The 17,100-nt window shown below is 33.1% G+C and carries 16 protein-coding genes; 2 read left to right on the top strand and 14 right to left on the bottom strand.

The genetic code is table 11. From position 1 onward, the window contains the following. Window positions 1–12 precede the first annotated feature (12 nt). The 8 genes from rlmN to rsgA form a co-directional block, all read right to left on the bottom strand. Window positions 13–1,053 (bottom strand): dual-specificity RNA methyltransferase RlmN, encoded by a 1,041-nt coding sequence (gene rlmN, locus IEV10_RS00420; RefSeq protein ID WP_188372720.1) that lies wholly within the window; start codon window positions 1,051–1,053, stop codon window positions 13–15. Window positions 1,054–1,156: 103 nt separating this feature from the next. Further along, window positions 1,157–2,206 carry a tRNA preQ1(34) S-adenosylmethionine ribosyltransferase-isomerase QueA gene (queA, locus tag IEV10_RS00425; protein ID WP_188372721.1) on the bottom strand — a complete coding sequence of 350 codons (1,050 nt, stop codon included), beginning with the start codon at window positions 2,204–2,206 and terminating at the stop codon, window positions 1,157–1,159. A gap of 70 nt (window positions 2,207–2,276) precedes the next feature. Then, the gene (locus IEV10_RS00430) at window positions 2,277–3,503 is read right to left on the bottom strand and encodes a 3-phosphoshikimate 1-carboxyvinyltransferase (protein WP_188372722.1); all 1,227 of its coding nucleotides are present in this window, start codon (window positions 3,501–3,503) and stop codon (window positions 2,277–2,279) included. Between the two features lie 100 nt (window positions 3,504–3,603). Further along, window positions 3,604–3,930 carry a nucleotide pyrophosphohydrolase gene (locus tag IEV10_RS00435; RefSeq protein ID WP_188372723.1) on the bottom strand — a complete coding sequence of 109 codons (327 nt, stop codon included), beginning with the start codon at window positions 3,928–3,930 and terminating at the stop codon, window positions 3,604–3,606. A 3-nt stretch (window positions 3,931–3,933) separates the two neighbouring features. Further along, window positions 3,934–5,949 (bottom strand): transglutaminase family protein, encoded by a 2,016-nt coding sequence (locus IEV10_RS00440; protein ID WP_188372724.1) that lies wholly within the window; start codon window positions 5,947–5,949, stop codon window positions 3,934–3,936. A gap of 41 nt (window positions 5,950–5,990) precedes the next feature. Further along, on the bottom strand, window positions 5,991–7,895 hold the full coding sequence (locus tag IEV10_RS00445) for a DUF3858 domain-containing protein (RefSeq protein ID WP_188372725.1): 1,905 nt from the start codon (window positions 7,893–7,895) through the stop codon (window positions 5,991–5,993). A 72-nt stretch (window positions 7,896–7,967) separates the two neighbouring features. Beyond that, on the bottom strand, window positions 7,968–8,420 hold the full coding sequence (dtd, locus tag IEV10_RS00450; RefSeq protein WP_188372726.1) for a D-aminoacyl-tRNA deacylase: 453 nt from the start codon (window positions 8,418–8,420) through the stop codon (window positions 7,968–7,970). A gap of 3 nt (window positions 8,421–8,423) precedes the next feature. After that, window positions 8,424–9,374: a ribosome small subunit-dependent GTPase A gene (gene rsgA, locus IEV10_RS00455; RefSeq protein ID WP_188372727.1), complete on the bottom strand. Its 951-nt coding sequence runs from the start codon at window positions 9,372–9,374 to the stop codon at window positions 8,424–8,426. An 81-nt stretch (window positions 9,375–9,455) separates the two neighbouring features. On the opposite strand from rsgA, the gene IEV10_RS00460 reads away from it, so the two are divergent. Beyond that, window positions 9,456–9,950 carry a hypothetical protein gene (locus tag IEV10_RS00460; RefSeq protein ID WP_229719549.1) on the top strand — a complete coding sequence of 165 codons (495 nt, stop codon included), beginning with the start codon at window positions 9,456–9,458 and terminating at the stop codon, window positions 9,948–9,950. Window positions 9,951–9,996: 46 nt separating this feature from the next. On the opposite strand, the gene IEV10_RS00465 is transcribed toward IEV10_RS00460, so the two are convergent. From IEV10_RS00465 to IEV10_RS00480, 4 genes are read right to left on the bottom strand one after another with little or no spacing between them, the layout of a single operon-like run. Next, window positions 9,997–11,079 carry a bifunctional 3-deoxy-7-phosphoheptulonate synthase/chorismate mutase type II gene (locus IEV10_RS00465; protein ID WP_188372728.1) on the bottom strand — a complete coding sequence of 361 codons (1,083 nt, stop codon included), beginning with the start codon at window positions 11,077–11,079 and terminating at the stop codon, window positions 9,997–9,999. A 13-nt stretch (window positions 11,080–11,092) separates the two neighbouring features. After that, window positions 11,093–11,944 carry a prephenate dehydrogenase gene (locus IEV10_RS00470; protein WP_188372729.1) on the bottom strand — a complete coding sequence of 284 codons (852 nt, stop codon included), beginning with the start codon at window positions 11,942–11,944 and terminating at the stop codon, window positions 11,093–11,095. Window position 11,945: 1 nt separating this feature from the next. After that, a complete protein-coding gene (locus tag IEV10_RS00475; RefSeq protein ID WP_188372730.1) occupies window positions 11,946–13,091 on the bottom strand; it encodes a pyridoxal phosphate-dependent aminotransferase in 1,146 nt (381 codons plus the stop codon). Beyond that, complete coding sequence (locus tag IEV10_RS00480; RefSeq protein ID WP_188372731.1) at window positions 13,088–13,921, bottom strand: prephenate dehydratase; 834 nt, start codon at window positions 13,919–13,921, stop codon at window positions 13,088–13,090. The genes IEV10_RS00475 and IEV10_RS00480 overlap by 4 nt, the downstream gene beginning before the upstream one ends. Window positions 13,922–14,189: 268 nt before the next feature. Here IEV10_RS00480 and gldA point away from each other — a divergent pair, with 268 nt between their 5' ends. Continuing rightward, window positions 14,190–15,083, top strand: coding sequence for a gliding motility-associated ABC transporter ATP-binding subunit GldA (gene gldA / locus IEV10_RS00485; protein WP_188372732.1), 894 nt, complete (start codon window positions 14,190–14,192; stop codon window positions 15,081–15,083). On the opposite strand, the gene IEV10_RS00490 is transcribed toward gldA, so the two are convergent. Together IEV10_RS00490 and IEV10_RS00495 are read right to left on the bottom strand one after the other, a co-directional pair. Next, complete coding sequence (locus IEV10_RS00490; protein ID WP_188372733.1) at window positions 15,076–15,825, bottom strand: head GIN domain-containing protein; 750 nt, start codon at window positions 15,823–15,825, stop codon at window positions 15,076–15,078. The genes gldA and IEV10_RS00490 overlap by 8 nt on opposite strands. Further along, on the bottom strand, window positions 15,822–16,913 hold the full coding sequence (locus tag IEV10_RS00495; RefSeq protein WP_188372734.1) for an acyloxyacyl hydrolase: 1,092 nt from the start codon (window positions 16,911–16,913) through the stop codon (window positions 15,822–15,824). Before IEV10_RS00495 ends, IEV10_RS00490 begins: the two co-directional genes overlap by 4 nt. Window positions 16,914–17,100: the final 187 nt, after the last annotated feature.

Genomic DNA, 17,100 nt, shown 5'->3' on the forward strand with positions numbered 1-17,100 from the left:
TTGGACTAGTATTTACGTCTTATTTGCCAATTGCCCACAAGCAGCGTCTATATCTTTACCGCGACTACGACGAACAGTCACCGTGATATTATTAGTTTCTAAAACTGACACATACATATCTATGGCTTTTGAACTGGCTTGTTGAAACATGCCGTCGTCTATTGGGTTATATTCTATAAGGTTGACTTTACTTGGTGCAAATTTGCAGAATTGCACTAAGGCATCTACATCTTTTCGCTGATCGTTAATACCATCCCACACTACATACTCATACGTTATTCTATTCTTCGTTTTTGAATACCAATATTCTAAAGCTTCTCGTAAGTCATTTAAAGGAAACGTAGCATTAAAAGGCATAATAGAAGTACGAACCTCATCAATTGCAGAATGTAAGGATACAGCCAACTTAAACTTTACTTCGTCATCTGCCATCTTCTTAATCATCTTTGGCACTCCAGATGTGGAAACTACTATTCGTTTTGGCGACATGCCTAAACCTTCATCAGAAGTAATTTTATCTATGGCCTTGATGACGTTTTTATAATTCATCAAAGGTTCTCCCATGCCCATAAATACAATATTACTCAACGGACGATTATGGTATAAACGACTTTCGTTATCAATAGCTACAACTTGATCGTAGATTTCATCGGGATTAAGGTTACGCATACGTTTTAGGCGGGCTGTAGCACAAAACTTACAATCTAAACTACAACCCACTTGAGAAGATACACAAGCTGTTGTCCGAGTAGCTGTAGGAATAAGAACAGACTCTACAACTAAATCGTCATGAAGCCTTACGGCATTTTTAATAGTACCATCTTCACTTCGTTGCATTTGATCTACACGGATATGGTTAATGACAAAATTATCTTCGAGTATCTGCCTAGTTTTCAAAGAGATATTAGTCATGTCCTCAAAACTATGCGCAGATTTTTGCCACAACCATTCATACACTTGATTACCACGAAAGGCCTTATCACCATTATTTACAAAAAACTCACGAAGTTGGTCTTTGGTTAATGCGCGTATGTCTTTTTTCTTAATTTCCATTAAATGCAAAAGTAATGAAAAGCAAATAAGCGTTTTCATTAAAAAAAGCCTCTTAAACATTAACTTAAACGTTTAAGAGGCTTTCTAATTTATATGATTATTACTAGATGATTAACATCGCATCACCATAAGAATAGAATTTGTATTTTTCTTTTACTGCTTCTGCATAAGCTTCTTTCATAAAATCATGACCTGCAAATGCAGAAACCATCATCAGTAAGGTTGATTTTGGTGTATGAAAGTTTGTAATCATACAGTTAGCAATACTAAAATCATATGGCGGGAAAATAAACTTATTAGTCCAACCCATATAAGGATTTAATGTTCCGCTTGAAGACACAGAGCTCTCAATAGTTCGCATTGATGTCGTACCTACTGCACAAATACGTTTCTTCTTTGCTTGACCATTATTAATAATATCAGCTGCAGCTTGTTTGATTTCGATTTCTTCACTATCCATTTTATGCTTAGATAAATCTTCAACCTCAACTGGATTAAATGTCCCTAAACCAACATGTAATGTTACTTCTGCACGCTCTACACCTTTAATCTCTAAACGCTTTAATAAATGCTTTGAAAAGTGTAGACCTGCAGTAGGTGCAGCAACTGCACCTTCTCTACTAGCAAAAATAGTTTGATAACGCTCTTCATCTTCTGGCTCAACATCTCTCTTGATATATTTTGGCAAAGGTGTTTCACCAAGCTCTGTCAATTTTGCTCTAAAATCACTATAAGACCCGTCATAAAGGAAACGTAATGTTCGCCCTCTAGATGTTGTATTATCAATAACCTCAGCTACTAATGTTTCATCGTCTCCAAAGTATAATTTGTTTCCAATTCTAATTTTACGTGCCGGATCAACCAATACATCCCAAAGACGTTGATCTTGATTTAATTCTCTTAATAAGAACACCTCAATTCGTGCTCCTGTTTTTTCTTTATTGCCATAAAGTCGCGCAGGAAACACTTTAGTATTATTTAAGATCATCACATCGCCTTCATCAAAATAATCGATAACATCTTTAAACATTTTATGCTCGATGGTCTGGTTTGCTCTGTCTAAAACCATTAAACGTGACTCATCTCTATGTTCTGCAGGATGCTCGGCTAGTAATTCTTCAGGAAGCTCAAAGTTGAAGTGTGATAATTTCATGTATAACTATTATTTTTTTGAATTGGCAAATATACAATCTCGAGATAGGGGTTGTCAAGTAAACTGGCAATTATTTAATCTGAAAACCAACATGTACCAAATCCTTCCAAAAATCAGGATAAGATTTAGAGACTACATCAGCCTCTTTAATTAAGATTGAAGTCTTTAAAGCCAATGGCGCAAATGCCATTGCCATACGGTGATCCTTGTAAGTTTCTATTTCGATTTCAGAATTAATGGCATCAGCAACATCCAAAACCAAAGCATCGTTAGTCACCGAGATATTTGCACCAAGCTTAGACAATTCATTTTGAAGCGCGACTAGTCTATCCGTTTCTTTAATTTTTAGTGTATGTAATCCTGTTAAGTGACAACTTATGCCTAAACCAAAAGCTGTTACTGAAATGGTTTGTGCAATATCTGGAGCGTTGCTTAAATCAAGACTGATTTTGGAGTCTTGACTGACAATTGATGATTTGCTAAGCGTGATATTATTTTCTGAGTAAGACGTCTCAACTCCAAACTGCTTATAAATTTTAGCCAGAGCAGAATCACCTTGAAGTGAGTCTTTTTTATAAGACGATAATTCTATTTTGGTACCAACTTCACTTAACGCAACAATGCTATAAAAATATGATGCTGAAGACCAATCCGATTCTACGACTAGGGTTTGCGGCTTTAGTTCTTCTTGCTTTGGGTCTATAGTGATGACATTTCCTTCAAATGAATTTTCTACACCAATTTGGTCTAATAAACCTAGTGTCATTTTTATGTATGGAACCGATGTAATTTTCCCATCTAAAGTTAGTTCTAGTCCATTTTCTAGACTTGAGGCAATTAACAACAATGCCGAAATATACTGACTACTTACATTAGCTTCAAGTCTCACTTTATGTTTAGCTAACTTCCTACCTCTAATTTTTAATGGTGGAAAGCCATCATTCTCTAAATAAGAAATATCCGCTCCTAAAGCAATTAATGCATCAACCAAAATGCCTATTGGTCGCTCTTTCATTCTTGGTGAGCCAGTTAAAATAGTATCTCTTCCTTCTTGAATTGAAAAATACGCTGTTAAAAAACGCATGGCAGTACCTGCATGATGAATATCTATTAACTGTTCATCTGACGCTAAGGCTTTTTGCATTAAACTAGAATCATCAGAATTGGACGAATTCTCAATCTTAATATTAGGGTAAAGTGCTTGAAGAATCAGCAATCTATTGGCCTCACTCTTTGAGCCAGTAATTGCAATCTTTGATGATGCTTTTGTATACGATTTTTGCAGATGTAATGTCATAGAAAATAAACTCCCGCCGAAGCGGGAACAAATTTACTCGATAATAGAAATTAAACCACAATATTTATTGATAATCTCAATTTTTTATTTGCTTAGAATTCTATTTTAATTTCTCGTTATTGTGATGCCTATTATGATCTCGTTTAGCTTTTTTATCCATCTTTTTATCAAAAGCAGATTGCAAATCGATACCGGTCTGGTTAGCCAAGCAAAGTACAACAAAAACCACATCGGCCAGCTCTTCTCCAAGATCTTTATCTTTATCACTTTCTTTTTCACTCTGCTCTCCATAGCGTCTTGCTATAATGCGTGCTACCTCGCCAACTTCCTCGGTAAGCTGAGCCATATTAGTAAGTTCATTAAAATATCGAACACCATGTTCTTTTATCCAACTATCTACTGCTCTTTGAGCATCTTGAATATTCATAATCTATATTTTTGAAAGCACTATTTGTTCAGCTTGCTTCTCTACTACTTTTCCATAAAACTCTTTGAACACAGAATAATCTGAAGAATCTATAATTGGAGACTTTAAGTCAAGCTCAGTGCTTAATTGTACATAGCTCCCATTTTGCTTTGCAATAAATGTATACTTTACGGCACCTTCTTTAAACTCCATTACTTCACTTTTTGGTAGTGCCTCAACTTTGTAACCCTTAGGCAACATAATATTTACTTTAAATTTATCTTTGAATGGCATTGTAAAGTCTATGGGATATTGCCTTACATCCAACTTAAAAGGATTTTCTTTTTCAGCCATAAATAACAATGGATTAAAATATAGTTTACCACCAATATCATCAATTGCATCATTAAGACGGTAATTGTATGAAATTGAGAAAGCTCCATTATCCTTTGCATCCATTTTTGTTTCAGAAATTTCTATTGCACCTTTGTTTTTTTCCAACATCTTTGTTTGGTCATCTTGACTCATTCCAACATATCTTTTCTTGTAGCGAAGCGCTAAGTTTGAGGTTATCATCTGCCTTACTTTACCAGTAAAACTTAAATCGTCTTCTAATTTAATATTTAGAGATGTTGATTCTAGAGACTGTTTATTAGGCATTAAAGATACCCAATTAGAGGAACCATCTCTCTTAATTAATCTTCCCTGCCAGTTAAGTGCACGTTCTGGAAGTACATTTAAAAAACCGTAAGGCTCAGTAGCATCAATTAACACATATTGCCCTTGATTTTCTACCATACAAATAACATAATTAAATCCTTTTCGTGTAGGGTATAGAGGAATTCCATTGTTTTTTGTACTCACTAATACAGGATTTGCATTAACACCCTGTGATCTAAGCATTGCGGTTAGTAATAAATTTACATCCCCTACATTGCCTTCACCTTCATTATAAGCTTTCTTTACACCTCTGTAAGTTGAATAACCATAATATCCATTCCACTTTACTTTAGACTTCACATAGTTCTGTAATAAAAATGCTTTTTCAAAAGGCTCTGTTATATCTTGAAGTATTGAAGAAATGTCATCTCTATAAAATTTTGTAAGCTCCAATTGCTTACCAAAATCATCTCTATCATAAATAGATTTTGATACTTTTTCCCAACTAGACGCAAAAGTCTTTTCTGGAATACCATTGTCATCTAATATAGCTGCCAACTCAAAACTCATTTTAGATAAGTAATTATCCATACTTCCAGCAAATGCTTCAGACTTAATAGCAGGAATATTACTTTCTGAAATTTTTACAACATTATCAAAATACTCACTCTTTGAGGTTTGAAATGCATTTTGATTAACACCTAAATGAAGTTTACGAGTATTAGTTGCCATATTTACACTTCTAGCTTCCTTACTTTCTTTAAAATTTGGAGAAAAAAACGCCTTTAAATTTGACTTCTTATTATAATTAAAATATTGTGGAGTAGAAACTTTGACTCTCAACTCATTTATAGGTATTCTTTTTTGAAAATACACATCGTCTATCTCTAAATATGGAGATGAAATCTTATAAGTATATTCAATAACACAGCCATCTTGAATATTGGGCATCGTTAGTGTATTTATCTCAACAAAATCATTGAGTTTTTCTTCAAAAATACCATCATTTTTTAATTTGTCTTTTTCAACCTTACTGCCTTTAAGATTAAAAGTATGGCCTTTTAAATTTAATAGTTTTTCTGAAGAAGCCCCTGAACTACCTTTGTAAAGATTTATCTTATGCGTAGCCCATTCATAACCTTCTTTGTTATATATTTTTATTCGCTCGTGTACTTCTCGTTGCTGCATGAATCCTTGATTTTGAGTAAACAAAAAAGAAACTTTCTCATCTTTAAATAATACTGCTGCATTGGCCGATGAATCAATTGGATGTACTTTTTCTTGTAACTCTTCCTTAGAAACTTTGCCAAATTTATAATCCTGGGCTTTTGTTATTGTTACAAACGCCATTAATGTGATTAGTGTTAGTAGTTTTTTCATTTTTGAAAGATTGCGTTGGTTGGTGTTTAGTTGGTTGGTGTTTAATTAACTTTAAGTACAATTTTATTTTTATCGAGTTTTACAATACGCTTTTTAAAATCTCTAAAAGTGCTGTAATCTTCTTTACTATAATTGCCCTTATTCATTATATAAGTTCTTGAATATTTTAATTTATTGCCGTCAATTTGTTCTATTCTATATTCATAGGAACCAAATTTAGATTCTGTTTTTTCTCCTTCACTCATAGCTTCAACGACAACACCTTCTGGTAAATTAATAATAAACTCATCTACATCTTTGTATGCCCGTTGTAATTTAAAATCAAGATTACGCTTATCGTATCTTGGCGGAATATTTGTCATTCTATTAAACATATTGGGCATTAAGATTAATCGATTACCACTTTTTGATGCATAATTTGTAGCTTTTAAATCAATTGTTTCTTTAAGAACCACCGCATTCTTATCATTATTAATATTAATTGACAATACTTCTAGGTTATTAATATTGTCCCAATACTCTTTGTAGTTTAATTTTTGATCTCTCATAGATTGATTAACAACATGCCCGTGCAAACCATATTGATACCCAGTAGTCTTTACTTCAACTTGAGCAGATATATCGCCAGTTGCGGTTATGTTTACATTTGCAGTTGTTATTTGTTGACTATCCTCAGCGTTATAAACTTTAGTGTGCGCTATTTTTCCGCCTTCAGGTGTTACCAAAAGCACATCTCTATCATCTGTAAAACCTGCAGTAAAACCAAAAGGATTGGTTTGACTTGTGCATTCCAAGAAGATATTTTCTTCATTATTTGGCACACATAAAATAACGTGATTTCCTTCAGTTACCGAAAACTCACTATCTATACTTTTTATATCGTCATCTCCCCAAACTACAGTATAATATGACGGTACTCCAACCGCTTCTAAAAGTGCTTTTGTATAATTAGTTAATCCTTTACAATCAGAATATCCTAATTTATCAACGTCCATAGCATCCATGGGTTTCCACCCACCAATTCCGACTTGTACACTAATATACCTTGTTTTGTCTTGCATGTATTGGTATACTAGCTTCGCTTTTTCTAGATTATCAGTTGTATTTGCTGTCAAAGCTTTCACCTCATCAATAGCAGATTGTGGTATTGCATCTGTACCAGTAATTAATTTGTTATACATCCATTTCCCAAAGTCTCCCCAATTGTTGTTTTCGCCTTTAACGCCTTCCATATTAAAAATGCTTAATGCAGATTTTAAACTAGGCACAATATTAGAAATCCCAGGGTTGTATGCTTCGTACTTAATACCACTTAGATTTTTGGCTTTTACATGAGTATCAGATAAGACTTCTATATTGTAAGTATCAAAATTCTCTGATTTTGTCCTGACTTTTACATTAGAATTATTAATGATTTTGTATTCCGAATTTTCAACAGACACATAATAATCATCTATAGGATGCCATTGCGGAACAAAAGCTGTACTCTTCATTTGCACTTCTGAAGAATATTCAATAGTATAAGGGTACTTTACAGGTGTATAGCTCAAATATTTTACACGACTGTCTGAATATAAAGTACCACCACTAACCGCACTTTGGTCTGAAAAATCTCTAAGCTTAATTTTTTTAATCTCTTCACCAGATTCGTTATAAATCCGAGCTTCCATTTTCTTAATCTTAGTATTACTATCATAGCCTTCAAAGGCATTTTGATGGCGATTACCATATTCATTAAACACTGTTACAATACGTTTTGTAGTAATATACATATCGTCAAAATCATTGATTTCTACAATCTGCTTATCAAACCTCACAACTGCATTGGCTTTAATTTTTAGGTTTATTGGTATTGTACTCGCTCTATAATCTATGTCTGACTGGGAGGAGGAAACTGCAAACAAAAGAGAAAAGACACAAGCTAAAAGTGCTTTTATATACTTCATGTAAAACATAATATTAGAGAACAATATACCAATAGAAAAGTAATAAATCAATAGCCCAATGTAAATTTATTCTTACACTTTTTCTTTACTATCTATTATAATGGTAACAGGTCCGTCATTAAGCAGTTTCACCTTCATATCTGCACCAAATTCTCCAGACTGGACAGATCTACCAAGATTGCTTTGCAATGTTGCTATGAAATTTTCATATAACGGAATTGCTATATCAGGTTTTGCCGCTTTTATATAACTAGGGCGATTGCCTTTTCTTGTGCTTGCATGCAGTGTAAATTGACTCACTACTATTACATCTCCTTTAGTGTCATGAATAGACTTATTCATCACCATATTTTCATCAGGAAAAACACGAAGTCCAACAAGTTTACGACATAACCAATCAATATCTTCTTGTGTATCTTCCTCAACAATACCCAAAAGCACCAACAAACCATTACCTATGGAAGCCACTATTTTTTTATTTATCGTCACTGAGGCTTCCGAAACACGTTGAACAACTACCTTCATAATTTAATTTTCTTCCCAATTATCTGTTCTGTAATGCTCATCCTCTCCTTCTAAAATTTGAAGATAACTTCTATAACGCGAATATGAAATCTCATCATTTTCTAAAGCTTCTTTAACTGCACATTTTGGCTCTTTAAGGTGAAGGCAATTATTAAATTTACAGTCTTGCTTAAGAGCAAAAAACTCTGGAAAATAATCTCCTATTTCTTCTTTTTCCATATCTACAACGCCAAAGCCTTTTATACCAGGTGTATCAATAATTTTGGCATCGAAACTTAAATCAAACATCTCTGCAAAAGTAGTTGTATGTTGTCCTTGCATATGCTGGTTTGATATCTCTTTTGTCCTTAGGTCTAAAGAAGGCTCAATGGTATTAACCAAAGTAGACTTACCAACTCCTGAATGTCCGGCAAACATACTTACTTTACCTTCCATAAGTGCTTTTACTTTATCTACATTCTTTCCTGCAGCAGCAGATATACCTATACATTCGTAGCCTATCTTTCTATATATGCTTGCTAAATATTTCACTTCTAAAATGGTCTCTTCATCATAAGCATCAATCTTATTAAAAAGTAAAACAGTTTTTATGCTATAAGCTTCAGCAGTGACTAAAAAACGATCTATAAAACTGGTAAATGTTGGCGGATTATTTATGGTAATCAACAAAAACACTTGATCTACATTAGAAGCTATGATGTGTGTTTGTTTTGAAAGGTTTACAGATTTTCTAACGATATAATTTTTTCGTTCTTCGATACGCTTAATAACACCTGTTTCTGTATTATTCTTAGTTTCAACATCAAATTCAACACTATCTCCAACAGCAATTGGGTTGGTACTTTTTATACCTTGTATTCGGAATTTACCCTTAATACGGCATTCATAAAACTTCCCATTCGGTGTTTTTACGCTGTACCAGCTTCCTGTTGATTTGTATACTGTTCCTGTCATTAAATAAATTAATAGTAACAAAGTAACAACTTTTAACTAAAAAGAGTTTACTTTAATACCATAAAACAAAAACCAACAAACATGAAAAAAAATTTTTTATTTATTGCAGCTATAGCTGTAGGACTCGTTTCATTTTCTTTTATTAATAAGGAGAATTCTAATGAAGAAAAAACAGTAGCACAAGTAGAGTACAAAGTTGTTACAGTTGTAGAATCTATTGTTCCAAATGGTTTGGGACGATCAAGAATGATTTCAGCTAACGAAATAAAAGATTATAAAGAATACACCACGACCAGATCTGGAGACAAGGATAAAGACGAAAAAAACAAATCTAAAAGAGGTGATATACGTATAAAGGACTATGAAGAAACCAAACTATTAAACTTTTATAATTTAGGAGGAATTCGCTTTCAAAATATTGCTGCAAATGATGCAATTATGACTTCTAAAATTAACACTATGATAGCTGAAGGTTGGGAAATAGCTTTTATAAACACTGGTGTTGAGAGTGTCGGTGGAAAAGGAGACAATAAGGGTATTTTTATTACTCGTTATACATTTAAGAGAAGTCTTTAATTTTATTTATATCTATAAAAAAGGCTCGCAAATTGCGAGCCTTTTTTTAATTATTAATAATCTTTTCTTGATGATTTATAGATTCTTGATGAATCGCTTTAAATACACGAAGTATAAACTCTTCACTTAGGTTCTTCTCTTCTCCTTGAAGAATCATTTTTCCTAAAATCTCGTTCCAACGTTTAGACTGTAATACCGCTACGTTATGGTCTTTTTTAAGTTGACCAATAGCATCAGCAACATTCATACGTTTACCAAGCATTTCAATCAATTGATGATCTACTACATCGATTTGTGTTCTTAAGGTATTAATATTATTTCTAAACTCAGCTGCTTCACCAACCTCTTTACGGATGCGTAAATCTTCAGTGTACTTTATTAACGTTTCTGGCGTAATCTGTTGAGCAGCATCACTCCATGCTCTATCCGGATTATGATGTGTTTCAATCATTAAACCATCATAATTTAAGTCTAATGCTGTCTGACTTAGTTCGAAAATAATATCACGTCGCCCAGCAATATGCGACGGGTCTAATATTAATGGTAAATCTGGAAAACGGTTCTGTAAATCTACAGCAATCTGCCATTCTGGATTATTACGATATCTCGTTTTTTCGTACGTAGAAAATCCTCTATGGATTACACCTAAATTCTTTACATCAGCCGTATAAAAACGTTCTACTGCACCTAACCACAACGCTAAATCTGGATTTACTGGATTTTTTATTAAAACTGTTTTATCTGTTCCTTTTAAGGCATCTGCAATATCTTGAACAATAAATGGACTTACAGTCGTACGGGCACCAATCCAAAGGATATCTATATCATGTTTTAGAGCTAAATCTACATGATTTGCGTTAGCAACTTCAGTTGTTGTTAATAAGCCTGTTTCTTCTTTTGCGCGTTGCATCCACTTGAGTCCTAACGCACCAACACCCTCAAAATTTCCTGGTCGTGTTCTAGGTTTCCAAATACCCGCCCTAAAAACAGTCGCATCACTATCTTTTAATTGGTGTGCAATCTTTAACACTTGTTCTTCAGTCTCTGCGCTACATGGTCCAGCAATAACTAATGGATGTTCTAACCCAAAGGCATCCAACCAATTTCTTAGTTCTTTTTTATTTTCCATACTTTCTTATTCTCTATTTAATTCCGTTAAGAATTTGTTTTATATAATTTGTTGATTCCATTTCTTGATAGACTGATTGAAAGTCATCCTTCTCCATTAGCCTCTTAAAATGTTTTAAGTTATTTATGTATTTATCTAATGTTTCAATAACATTAGTTTTATTTTGTTTAAATATTGGTGTCCACATAGCTGGAGAACTTTTTGCCAAGCGTACTGTACTCTCAAAACCACTACCGGCCATATCAAAAATATCACGTTCATTTTTTTCTTTTTCAATCACAGTTTTGCCTAGCATGAATGAGCTAATATGTGATAAGTGCGACACATAAGCAATGTGCTTGTCATGTGCCTTGGGATTCATATATCGAATACGCATCCCTATATCTGAAAAAAGAGCCAAAGCTTTCTCTTGAAGTTTAAAAGCTGTTTCTTCAACCTCACAAATGATATTTGTCTTATTTTGAAAGAGCCCTTTAATAGCCGCTCTTGGTCCTGAAAATTCTGTACCTGCAATAGGATGCGCTGCAAGATAATTTCGTCGATTAGGGTGATTTTTAACCCTAAGACAAATATTTTCTTTTGTAGAACCCACATCAAAAACAATTGTGTTTTCTGAAATGTTATCTAAGATTTTTGGCAGAAGGTCTAAAGTTACATCAACAGGAATAGCCACAATAACCAAATCAGATTTAGACAACTCATTTAAAGACGTAGATTTATCAATCACTCCAAGAGCGATGGCTTCCTCTAGATGAGCTTCATTATTATCTATACCATAAATTGTGGTATTTGGGTATTTAGTCTTAATATCTAAAGCAAAACTCCCTCCAATTAATCCAACACCAATTATAGTAACATTCTTCATCTTATTTTACTCTTGCTATAGCTTCTTTAATTACTCCTTCCTCTTCGCATATAGAGAATCGTACATAACCCTCACCTTTACTACCAAAAACAGTTCCCGGAGCAATGAAAATACTATGTTCTTTGAGTACTAAATCCGTAAACTCTTCACTCTTAAGATGTGGCGGTAGTTTTGCCCAAACAAATAACCCGGTTGCATCCTCATTATATGTGCAGTTTAGTGCCTCAGCTAATTCCCATACCAACTGACGACGCTTTCGGTATATACTATTTAAACTTTCGAACCACATCTTCGAGCTAGTCAATGCTTCTATAGCTCCTTTTTGGATGCCATAAAACATCCCAGAATCCATGTTGCTTTTTACTTTTAAAACCGCATTAACATAATCATAATTACCAACAACCATTCCTGCACGCCAACCAGCCATATTAAAGGTTTTGCTAATAGAGTTAAGTTCTAAACAGACATCTTTAGCTTGCCTATATTGCAGTATACTTTTAGGCTTGTTATTGAGTATAAAACTATAAGGATTATCATTAACAATAAGAATATTATGGCGTTTACCAAAGGCTATTATATCGTCATAAAACTTATGCGGTGCATTAGTTCCTGTTGGCATATTTGGATAGTTAATCCACATGATTTTTACTTTACTCAAATCCATGCGCTCAAGTGCTATAAAATCTGGCAGCCAATTATTATTCTCTTTTAAATCATAAAAAACAGGTTCTGCTTCTAATAATTTGGTAACACTAGTATAGGTTGGATAACCTGGATTTGGAATTAAAACCGCATCACCTTTATTTAAAAATGCCATGGAAATGTGCATAACACCTTCTTTACTTCCCATTAACGGTAGTATTTCTGTCTTAGCACTTAAATGCACATTATAATGTGCTTTATAGAAATCTGCAACTGCATCTCTAAACTCTGGAATACCCTGATAACTCTGATATTTATGAGCACCGGCATGATTTAGACTCTCTTCTAAAGCCATAACAGCTTTTAAAGGCGGGTCTAAATCTGGACTACCAATTCCTAAATTAATTATTGGCTTGCCTTGTGACTTTAAAAAAGCTACTTCTTTAAGTTTTATTGAGAAGTAGTACTCTTTTACCTGTTTAAGTCGGTCTGCTACTTCTATCATGATTTTCCGTTTTTATATTCGCCTAAAATCTTGAAATTTTCTGCCATAATACTTACTATAGATTTTGCTTTATTATAATCTGAATATACATCAAAAGTAACATCTATAAAAAAAGCATATTTCCATGGGGTATTAATTTTTGGTAAAGATTGAATTTTAGTAAGATTGAGTTTACAATCGCTCAGCACATTAAGTATTGCGGCTAGGCTTCCACGCTTGTGGTCTAACTCAAACTTTAAAGATGCCTTATTGATTTCTGTATTAACTATTTCGTTTTTATTTTTTTTGACAATCACAAAACGAGTTTCGTTATGCTTTATGGTCTGAATACTTCTTTCTAAAATTTCTAAATTATATAATCTAGAAGCCCTTTCACTAGCAATTGCAGCAATTCTCGATACTTTATCTTCTGAAATCATTTTGGCAACATCTGCAGTATCTCTTGTTTCTATTAACTTGATATTAGGGTATGATTTAAAAAACTCCTTACATTGTAATAACGCCATAGGATGCGAATGCACCTCTGTAATTTCTTCAATGCTTTGCCCTGGGAACACCATTAAGTTATGCTGAATATCTAAATAATACTCTCCTATAATTTGTAAATCGTTTGTATCAATTAAGGCATAATTTGGAATAATTGAGCCCGCTATAGAATTTTCAATCGCCATGACGGCAACATCGGTTTTGCCTTCTAATAAACTATTTACAAGTTCATCAAAAGTCATGCACTCTTTAAAAGAATCCACATCCTCAAAATATTGCTCTGCAACACTGTGATGAAAAGATCCTTTTATGCCTTGAATAGCTATGTTGTTTATTTTATTCATTTCCTAAGAGAGATAATTTGTATGCAAAAAAAAAGTCTCGATTTTCATCGAGACTTTTAATTTATATGTTTTAAATACTATATACTAAGCCTCGCATCTTTTACTAAAAAAGAAGTAGAACCAGTTATAATATGTTGTATTTATTTGCATTGTTAATTATATCGTTCGCTAATGTAACCAATAAATTGAAAAATAAAAATTGTTGAAATACTTTTTTACAACTTACGTTTTCTGTTTTAATACTTATTTTTGAAAAAACCTTTTTTACATGTCAATAGAAGTAAACGCTATTACTAAAACTTACGGAACACAAAAAGCACTTAATAACATTTCTTTTTCTGTTAAACCAGCTGAAATTGTAGGCTTCTTAGGCCCTAATGGTGCAGGGAAGTCTACCATGATGAAAATATTGACGACTTATATCAACCCTACTGAAGGCGAGGCAAAAGTCAACGGGCATAAAATTGATACTAATAAAAAAGAGGTGCAAAGCTCTGTAGGTTATTTGCCTGAGCATAACCCACTCTACTCAGAACTTTATGTTCGAGAATATTTAAAATTTAATGCAGATGTCTATAACGTAAGTAAACAGCGCATTGAAGAGGTTATAGAACTTACTGGATTAACGCCCGAAGCTCATAAAAAAATAGGACAACTCTCAAAAGGATATCGTCAGCGTGTAGGTTTGGCTAATGCATTATTGCACAATCCTGATGTCTTAATTTTAGACGAACCAACAACTGGCTTGGACCCTAACCAATTGGTAGATGTCAGAAATCTAATTACTACTATTGGCCAAGAAAAGACTGTTTTTTTATCTACACATATTATGCAAGAAGTTGAAGCTATGTGTGATCGAGTTATCATTATTAATAAGGGTGAGATTGTCGCAGACAAATACCTAAATGAATTAAGAAAAGGACAAGAACAAACTGTTATCGTAGAGTTTGATTATAGGGTTGAAGAAGCTTTTTTATTAAAATTACCTAAAGTAAAGTTGGTAAAAAACACACATGGATTTATTTATGAAATAACGTTTTCTTCAACTGATGATATGCGTTCTTATGTTTTTGATTTTGCTCATGACAATGAACTAAAAATACTCCAGCTTAATCAAAAAAATACAAGTTTAGAAAGTCTGTTTAGAGAATTGACTAATTAAAAATCAATCGCCCATTAAAGGTTTCTTCGACATCCACAATTGGTGGTTGATTAACCGAAATCACATTACCTGTTGACAAAATTGAACCCGTAATAGATTGTTGCGGATTTATCACCATATCATTAGAACCACGATGAAATATAGAAATATTTTGAGCTATCAACATTTCTGATTCTAAACGACCATTACCAGCAGGAAAACTTACGGACATATTTTCTGCCTCTCCTGAAAGGTAGAAAAATGACAAATTATTAGATACAATCTTTAGATTTTCTACATCTAATTGTAGCCTAAAATCACCGATAGGAAAACTATTTGGCAATGAGAAATCTTCAGATATTAAATCTAGATTCTCAAAATTTAAAATACCATCAGATTTTATTTCAAATTGTGTAGAACATCTTATTTCTATTAAACTTGGAGTGGTTACATACACTTTAGTTATACCAAAATCACGAACAAAATTACAATTATTACTATCCGTTAATACCAACTGATTTGACACAACTTCTACCGTAATATCGTTAAGCAAATTTTCGCCAGTCTCAACTACCACACTTTGCGAAGGACCTTGCTTTATGATTAATTCTATATCGCGATTTACAAGTATTTTTTCAAAATTAGTAACCAAAAACTCTTGTTGCACAATGCTTCCAGCTGTTTGAAAACAATCTAAAGCACTGTCGCTATCACAGCTTAAAATCAGAAATGTACACACTAAGTATATCAGTCTTTTTTTCATAATCTAATACCAATTCCTAGTTCTACTGCTTCAGCTCTTGCACCATGAGATTTTAGTGTCAAGGTACCAAACCATTTTTCACCAAAATAGCGTTTTAATCCAGCTCTAAAATACACGCGACTCTCAAAATCAAATGGATAATAAACATAATATCCTACTTGAGTCTCTATCGAAAATTTATTCACAAACAGTTCATGCCCTGCAAATACACCTACACGCTTATAATCCTCATCCCCAGTAACACCATTATTTAATTGGGCAGTACTTTCAAACCTAATCAACTCTTTTAAAAAATTAGAGAAAAACACATCCACACCAAATTGAATTGCATTTGTATGTGTTAATCGCTTATCCGCATAAGCAGATAGGATATAAAACGGGTATTGTGCACTACCAACGATATCGCTTTGATTAATACCACTTCTAAATACAAAATTATATTTTACAGACTCAGTAAATTTCTCATCCGTTAAATCATTAATATACTCTGTATCATTTTCATCTAGATTATAAGTAACACCAACATTAAGAGCAACAGTATTAATGCTTGTATTTGGGGCCTTCACATTAGCGTTAGAATAATGTATAAATGATAGCCCTGTTTGAAGTCCAAAACGATTAAAAATTCGCTCTTTCTTATAATTAAGCATTAAGTATGTACTGCTTAGTATTCTAGATCCAAAAGCAATATTTTTTGGGTTATCGATGCGATCATAAGGGTTTGATGTATGCGCAACACCTTGACCAATTCGCAACATTAGATTTCTATTGAAAAAATAGAAATTATAATGAGCGTATACCCCAAAATTATTACCTAAAGCTTCACTCTTTAAATTTTGATAGATAAAAGAAGCTCCATAGTCTGGATAGTTATAACGCTGCTCCCATGCTTCTTTACCGAATGTTTTCTTATTCCAACTTAAAATTACGCCTTCTGGATGCCCAGAAATCAACCCTAATATATCGTTATTATGGAGTGTAATGTAACCTTTGAAATAGTTGACATCAAAAAAAGAATCTGAAGTTTTATTTTGAGCGGATAAAAGTACCGACACCAAACAAAACAAACTTACTAACCCTTTTTGCATTTTTACATTTTAAAGTCGCAAATGTAAGCAAAAATGATTCACTACATTAAATAACCTTCTCTATTAAAACAAAAAGTAAGCTGCCATTAGAGAGATAATCGTTAAAAGTAAAATTTGAACACCAAATCTAAGCTCAGATTTATATTTCTTAATTGTTTTCATTGCTTATATTTTTTACAAAAGTCTA

Origin of the sequence: Winogradskyella haliclonae (assembly GCF_014635865.1) — a bacterium.
GTDB lineage: Bacteria > Bacteroidota > Bacteroidia > Flavobacteriales > Flavobacteriaceae > Winogradskyella > Winogradskyella haliclonae.

What these genes read in the sequence shown, in the direction of transcription:
- IEV10_RS00440 (WP_188372724.1), bottom strand. Translation starts at nt 5,949, where the DNA reads ATGAAAAAACTACTAACACTAATCACATTAATGGCGTTTGTAACAATA.
- IEV10_RS00465 (WP_188372728.1), bottom strand. Translation starts at nt 11,079, where the DNA reads ATGGAAAATAAAAAAGAACTAAGAAATTGGTTGGATGCCTTTGGGTTA.
- gldA (WP_188372732.1), top strand. Translation starts at nt 14,190, where the DNA reads ATGTCAATAGAAGTAAACGCTATTACTAAAACTTACGGAACACAAAAA.
- IEV10_RS00470 (WP_188372729.1), bottom strand. Translation starts at nt 11,944, where the DNA reads ATGAAGAATGTTACTATAATTGGTGTTGGATTAATTGGAGGGAGTTTT.
- IEV10_RS00490 (WP_188372733.1), bottom strand. Translation starts at nt 15,825, where the DNA reads ATGAAAAAAAGACTGATATACTTAGTGTGTACATTTCTGATTTTAAGC.
- IEV10_RS00495 (WP_188372734.1), bottom strand. Translation starts at nt 16,913, where the DNA reads ATGCAAAAAGGGTTAGTAAGTTTGTTTTGTTTGGTGTCGGTACTTTTA.
- IEV10_RS00475 (WP_188372730.1), bottom strand. Translation starts at nt 13,091, where the DNA reads ATGATAGAAGTAGCAGACCGACTTAAACAGGTAAAAGAGTACTACTTC.
- IEV10_RS00460 (WP_229719549.1), top strand. Translation starts at nt 9,456, where the DNA reads ATGAAAAAAAATTTTTTATTTATTGCAGCTATAGCTGTAGGACTCGTT.
- IEV10_RS00480 (WP_188372731.1), bottom strand. Translation starts at nt 13,921, where the DNA reads ATGAATAAAATAAACAACATAGCTATTCAAGGCATAAAAGGATCTTTT.
- IEV10_RS00445 (WP_188372725.1), bottom strand. Translation starts at nt 7,895, where the DNA reads ATGAAGTATATAAAAGCACTTTTAGCTTGTGTCTTTTCTCTTTTGTTT.
- queA (WP_188372721.1), bottom strand. Translation starts at nt 2,206, where the DNA reads ATGAAATTATCACACTTCAACTTTGAGCTTCCTGAAGAATTACTAGCC.
- rlmN (WP_188372720.1), bottom strand. Translation starts at nt 1,053, where the DNA reads ATGGAAATTAAGAAAAAAGACATACGCGCATTAACCAAAGACCAACTT.
- IEV10_RS00435 (WP_188372723.1), bottom strand. Translation starts at nt 3,930, where the DNA reads ATGAATATTCAAGATGCTCAAAGAGCAGTAGATAGTTGGATAAAAGAA.
- IEV10_RS00430 (WP_188372722.1), bottom strand. Translation starts at nt 3,503, where the DNA reads ATGACATTACATCTGCAAAAATCGTATACAAAAGCATCATCAAAGATT.
- rsgA (WP_188372727.1), bottom strand. Translation starts at nt 9,374, where the DNA reads ATGACAGGAACAGTATACAAATCAACAGGAAGCTGGTACAGCGTAAAA.
- dtd (WP_188372726.1), bottom strand. Translation starts at nt 8,420, where the DNA reads ATGAAGGTAGTTGTTCAACGTGTTTCGGAAGCCTCAGTGACGATAAAT.